This window comes from Fulvivirga aurantia (assembly GCF_009711475.1).
In the GTDB taxonomy this organism is placed as follows: Bacteria; Bacteroidota; Bacteroidia; order Cytophagales; family Cyclobacteriaceae; genus Fulvivirga; species Fulvivirga aurantia.
Map to the genome: position 1 here is coordinate 1 of NZ_SMMD01000689.1, position 5,687 is coordinate 5,687.

The following is a 5,687-nucleotide window of genomic DNA, read 5'->3' on the forward strand; positions in this document are numbered from 1 at the left end:
ACAGATAAAATTTTAAGATACCGCATAGTTGTTTTGAATAGTAATTAATGCTTATATTGATAACAGTTATGCAACCTAATTGTAAAACTTCCCCGAAGCCAAGACCAGCTCAAACCAAGACGTTGGGGCTTCAAAATTTACAGCCAATTTTTGACTGTTAGCCTGTAGCTAACAACACTGGCAACACCCTCAACTCCAGCAGGGTGATGCACACTTATTACCCAAATTTTCTAGTTCAATTCTTTAATCATTTTTTATGAGACGACAAATACTATTTGTGTTTGTGTCTATACTTACCTGTGTACAGGTGTATGCACAAACCTCGGTAAAAGGGCGGGTTACCTCCGCAGAAGAGGGCGATGGACTGCCCGGAGTGAGTGTGATTATCAAAGGCACATCTCAAGGAACAGTTACCGACTTTAATGGAAATTACACATTAGAAGTCGGTCAGTCAGACGCAACATTAGTCTACTCATTTGTAGGTATGCAAACCAAAGAAGTATCGCTCAATGGACGCTCTGTAATAGACGTTGTGTTATCAGAAGACATCACACAGCTATCTGAATTAGTGGTTGTAGGTTATGGAACCCAAAAGAGGAAAGACATTACGAGCTCCATTTCTACCATTGACAGCGAAGAAATACAAAATGTACCGGCTACTTACAGTTTTGATGGAGCAATCCAGGGCAAAACATCCGGTTTAAATATCTCCTCCCCTTCCGCAACACCAGGTGCTGCGATTAATGTAAACATCAGAGGAGTTACTTCTATATCGGCTAGTAGTCAACCATTGTATGTAATTGATGGTATACCCATCGTAACGGGCAACAATTCAACACTAAACTCAAACATACAGCCTATAAACCCGCTCGCAGATATAAATCCTAATGATATAGCATCGATATCAGTATTAAAAGACGCTTCTGCCGCTTCTATTTATGGATCAAGAGGTGCCAATGGGGTTATAATCATTACTACAAAACGTGGTGAAGCCGGCAAAACCAAGTTTAATGCAAGTTATAATACAGGCGTATCTGAGATCAGCAATACGCCTGAACTCATGAACTCACAAGAGTGGATCTCATTTATGAATGCTGCAGCAGAATTTGACGGCAGAGGTGAGAATTTTTGGAATAACACCTTAGGAGACCCTAACGACCCTACCATACCAACTTACAATGCATATGACTATATCTTCAGAACGGGTATAACTCATGATGCCAATATCAGTATGCAGGGCGGAGATGAAAAGCTAAAATTCTTTATGTCTGCTAATTACTTTAATCAGGAAGGCATTCAGATTGGGCAGGATTTTGAGAGAATGAGTGCAAGGCTAAACCTTGACAAATCAGTCTCTGACAAAGTGGGTATAGGGACAAATCTTGTAGTAAGCAGAACCAATCACAACCGAACGATCAATGAAAATGACGAATATGGCGTTGTGATCAATGCGCAAGCGTGGGATCCGACTGCTCCGGTAATAAATGATGACGGCACTTATGTAAACCCTTTCACTCAAAATGGCTGGTGGGCATTAGAAAACCCACTTTTAATTGCTCAGGAGTATGTCAATACTTCAAATACTAACCGGGTATTAGCCTCGATTTATGGCACCTATGATATAACAGAGCAATTGTCTTTTAAGTCGACCTGGTCGGTAGATTATAATGAACTGATTGATGAGTCTTTTACGCCAGCAGGTTATAATGAGTCAGACATCGGAATTGGCGTATATGGCACCTTTCAGGAAATTGCCTGGCTATCAGAAAATACCCTCACCTACGATTTCAATCTTAATAATGACCACAACCTTAACCTTTTAGGTGGTTTTACCATGCAGGAATCTACACAGGAGTTTTCTACTATTACAGGTACTGGTTATCCTGTAAATTCTGTGATTAAGACCTCAGCGGCCGCTAATACTACAGGTACCTCAGGTGGCTCTGCTTTTGGTTTCATTTCATTTATCGCCAGAGCTAATTATAGCTACAAAGACAAGTACCTGGCAAACTTTACGGTAAGATCAGATGGTTCCAGCCGTTTCGGGTCCGACAATAGATATGGTACTTTTCCTTCAGGATCCCTTGGTTGGAGAGTATCTGAAGAAGCATTTTTCGATGGTATCAGGTCGACAGTGAGCAACTTAAAATTTAGAGCCAGCTACGGTATAATTGGTAACGCCTCAATCGGAAACTTTACTTCGAGGTCTGCATACAGCACCAATGATGCATACAATGGCCAGGGAGGTATTGCTCCTTCTGTTTTAGGAAATCCCGATTTGGGTTGGGAAAAAACCACACAATTAAATCTAGGCTTAGACCTGGGCTTATTTGATGATCGTATCAATTTCAATTTCGATGTATTTAAGAAAAACACCACTGACCTCTTGCTTGCACAGGATATTCCTGGTTCCAGTGGGTACTTTTCTATCCAGTCAAACTTTGGTGAAATAGAAAACCGAGGGTTAGAAGCCTCTTTACAAGCTGTAGTTATGCAAAGAGACGATTTCCAATGGAATGCTAACCTAAACTTTACATACGTAGAAAATGAAGTTATTGATATTGTAAATGACGGCCAGATTGTAAGTAGAAACTTTGTACTCAACGAAGGCCAGGAAATCAGTCAGCTTTACCTGATTAAATTTCTCGGAGTAGATCCATTTACAGGTGATGCAGTATTTGAGGACACCAATAGCGATGGCATTATAGACCTTGACGATAGACAGCCTGCAGGTAGTGGATTACCCACCTACTTTGGAGGAGTAACCAACACATTTAAGTACAAGGGTCTTAGTCTTGATTTATTCTTCCAGTTCTCAGGAGGTAATAAGATTTTCAACCAAAGTAGACATGCCTACGAAAACTACGGTTCGCTACAAAGTGGCTTGCCTTATGGAAATCAGAGCAGAAGATCGCTTAATTACTGGAGACAGCCAGGTGACATCACTGACATACCACGTCCATCACTTGAAGGCCCGGGACCTGACGCACAGTGGCAGCGATTTAGCACACAGTATTTGGAAGATGGCGACTATTTACGTCTTAAGAATGTAAAATTAAGCTACACATTACCGGGTGCTCTTATAGAAAAGACCGGTCTTACCAATGTGCAATTCTTTGTGCAAGGAAGAAACCTCATCACCTGGACCAACTATCTTGGTTTTGATCCTGAAGTGTCTACAAACACCAGTTCACAAGACGATCTTAACACTTTGCAGGGTGAAGATTTCGGAACACTTGGCCAGGCCAGAACCTACAGTTTGGGTGTAAATCTTGGTTTTTAATCTAACATAAGCTTATTATGAAAAGGATATATATACTAATAATTTTTGCAGCGCTTGCCTCTTGTGATATACTCGATCAGGAGCCTGAATCGCTGATACTAACAGAAAAAGCAATCACAGATCGGCAATCTGCCGAGTCAGCAGTTACAGGTCTGTATCACACTTTACAGGATGGAGATATGTATGGTGGCCGTTTTATCATGGCTACTGAAATGATTTCGGGTAACGGTATCGCTTCGGCCTTTCAAGCCTTTTGGCAAGAGCTGGCGACTGGTAGAGTGCCTCGGGCTAATTTTCATGTTGAAGTTAATTGGGTAGCGCATTACAATACGATTAATGCTGCTAACAAGGTAATTGAAGAAGTACCCTCGATTGCAGAGCTCTCAGATGATGAGAAAGAAAGTCTGACAGGTGTCGCTTATTTTATGCGAGGCCTCGCTCATTTCGATCTTCTAAGACAGTACGGTGAGTTCTTTGACCAAGACTCAGAGTATGGCATTCCGCTTAAGCTAACGGTTACGCAAGAAGGTGAAAGCAATGAAATAGCAAGAAATACTGTAGCGGCTACTTATCAGCAAATCGAAGAAGACCTAACCAGAGCTATCAATCAGCTGGGAAATGGCAGCAGGTATGAGGTAACGCAACCTGCAGCTCAGGCACTACTTGCTCGTGTACATTTATATCAAAACGATTTTGTAGCGGCTGAAGCACTTGCTACGGAGGTCATCAACAGTGGGATTTATGAGCTGACTGATGACTATAATGCCATTTACGATGAGGAAGGAGCAGAATCAATCTTCGAAGTCAACTTCATACAATTAGAAGATGGTAACTCTTGGGCCACCGAAATGTATGTTTCCCCTCCTGAAGTTTCTGTAAGCCAGGATTTGATTGATTTTATGTCGGCTCGTGGAGAATCGGAGAGAAACCTATTGTATGATGTAACTGGCAGTGGCCTTAACCGATGTATTAAATATGGTAGTGGCAACCAGGAAGATGGTGGTAATACGATAGTATTCAGGCTTTCTGAATTGTACCTGATACGTGCGGAGGCACGGGGGCGACTCGGTAGTCCTAATGATGCTTTAGCAGATATTAATGCAGTAAGAGCACGTGCCGAGATGCCTAACATAACCAATATTGCATCTGAAGATGAGCTACTGGAAATATTGCTCGATGAAAGACGTGTGGAGTTTGCCTTTGAAGGACACTATTGGTTTGACATGGTGCGCTATGATTTACTGAGTGCCCGCAGGGGATTAGAAGAATTTAGAAAAGTACTTCCAATTCCATTTAGAGAAGTAAACATCTCTGACGGCACCCTTGTACAAAACCCTGGTTACAACTAAAAATCGATTACGATGACAAAACATTTAAATACATTAATTAAACTATCGTTTGTGCTCTGTGCCATGCTCCTTGCATATGGCTGCTCAGACGATGAAACAGATCTGGGGCCAGCCCCAGAGGCTGCTTTTACCATAAGTAGTGAAAGTGAGCTCAGAGAACTACGGGAAATAACATTTCTTAATGAAAGTAAGGGGGGCAAATCCTTCTTTTGGTCATTTGGTGATGGCGAAGTAGCCTATGGAAAAAACCAAAAGCATACTTACCATTTCCCTGGTGAATATACAGTAACGCTGGAGGCAACTGCCAATGGTAAACGTGATGTCTATCAAGAAAAAATTAATATTGAAGGTGATGAGTATGAACTGTATTTTATGAACAATGATGTTCTTGAGCTTCAGAAGATTAAACTTACTGCTCCGACAGATGTAAGCACAGTTTTTTCACTAACAGGCTTTGGTATTGGGTTGGCGTACGATGAAATTAATGAAGAATTCTACTATACAGACGATGATAACCTATCCATTGTTAGAAACAGCCTAAGTGGTTCCGATGAAACATTGATTTCTGATGGGTTTACAGAACCCCGTGATATTGCTTTAGATCTACCTAACGATAGGTTGTTTGTAAATGATAAGAGCAATAACCAGATCATAAAAGTCAATCTCACCAACGGATCACAATCAGTAATAGTTAGTGATTTAGATAATCCAAATTTTATATCACCAGAGGCAATTGATTTAGTTGATGATCAATTATATATGACCGTTGTCGCAAGAGATTCAGAAACAGTTTGGACTTGTAATACTGACGGACAAAACCTGACTAATATTATTAACTACAGTAAGGGAGGCTACGGATATGCGCTGGAGATAGATAAAAACAACGTGTCTTTATACTTCGATGATTCCGACTCGGGCTCAATTCTTAAATCAGATCTTAATGGAGAAAATGTAGATGTCGTAGGCTCTACAACTAGTGAGGTTTATGGTATAGCGATTAATAGTGCCAAGAATAAAATATATTGGGCTGATTTGAATGGTAACATCAAAGAGGC

The 5,687-nt window shown here is 40.9% G+C and carries 3 protein-coding genes; all 3 read left to right on the forward strand.

Going from position 1 to position 5,687, the window contains the following annotated elements; translation table 11 throughout:
• The first annotated feature begins 256 nt into the window (after nucleotides 1–256).
• Entirely contained in the window at nucleotides 257–3,283 is a 3,027-nt protein-coding gene (locus tag E1176_RS07415; RefSeq protein ID WP_155209970.1) for a SusC/RagA family TonB-linked outer membrane protein, read from the forward strand.
• Between the two features lie 17 nt (nucleotides 3,284–3,300).
• Nucleotides 3,301–4,632 (forward strand): RagB/SusD family nutrient uptake outer membrane protein, encoded by a 1,332-nt coding sequence (locus E1176_RS07420; RefSeq protein WP_155209971.1) that lies wholly within the window; start codon nucleotides 3,301–3,303, stop codon nucleotides 4,630–4,632.
• Between the two features lie 12 nt (nucleotides 4,633–4,644).
• Nucleotides 4,645–5,687 (forward strand): PKD domain-containing protein (locus tag E1176_RS07425; protein WP_155209972.1); only part of this gene is annotated, 1,043 nt, incomplete at its 3' end.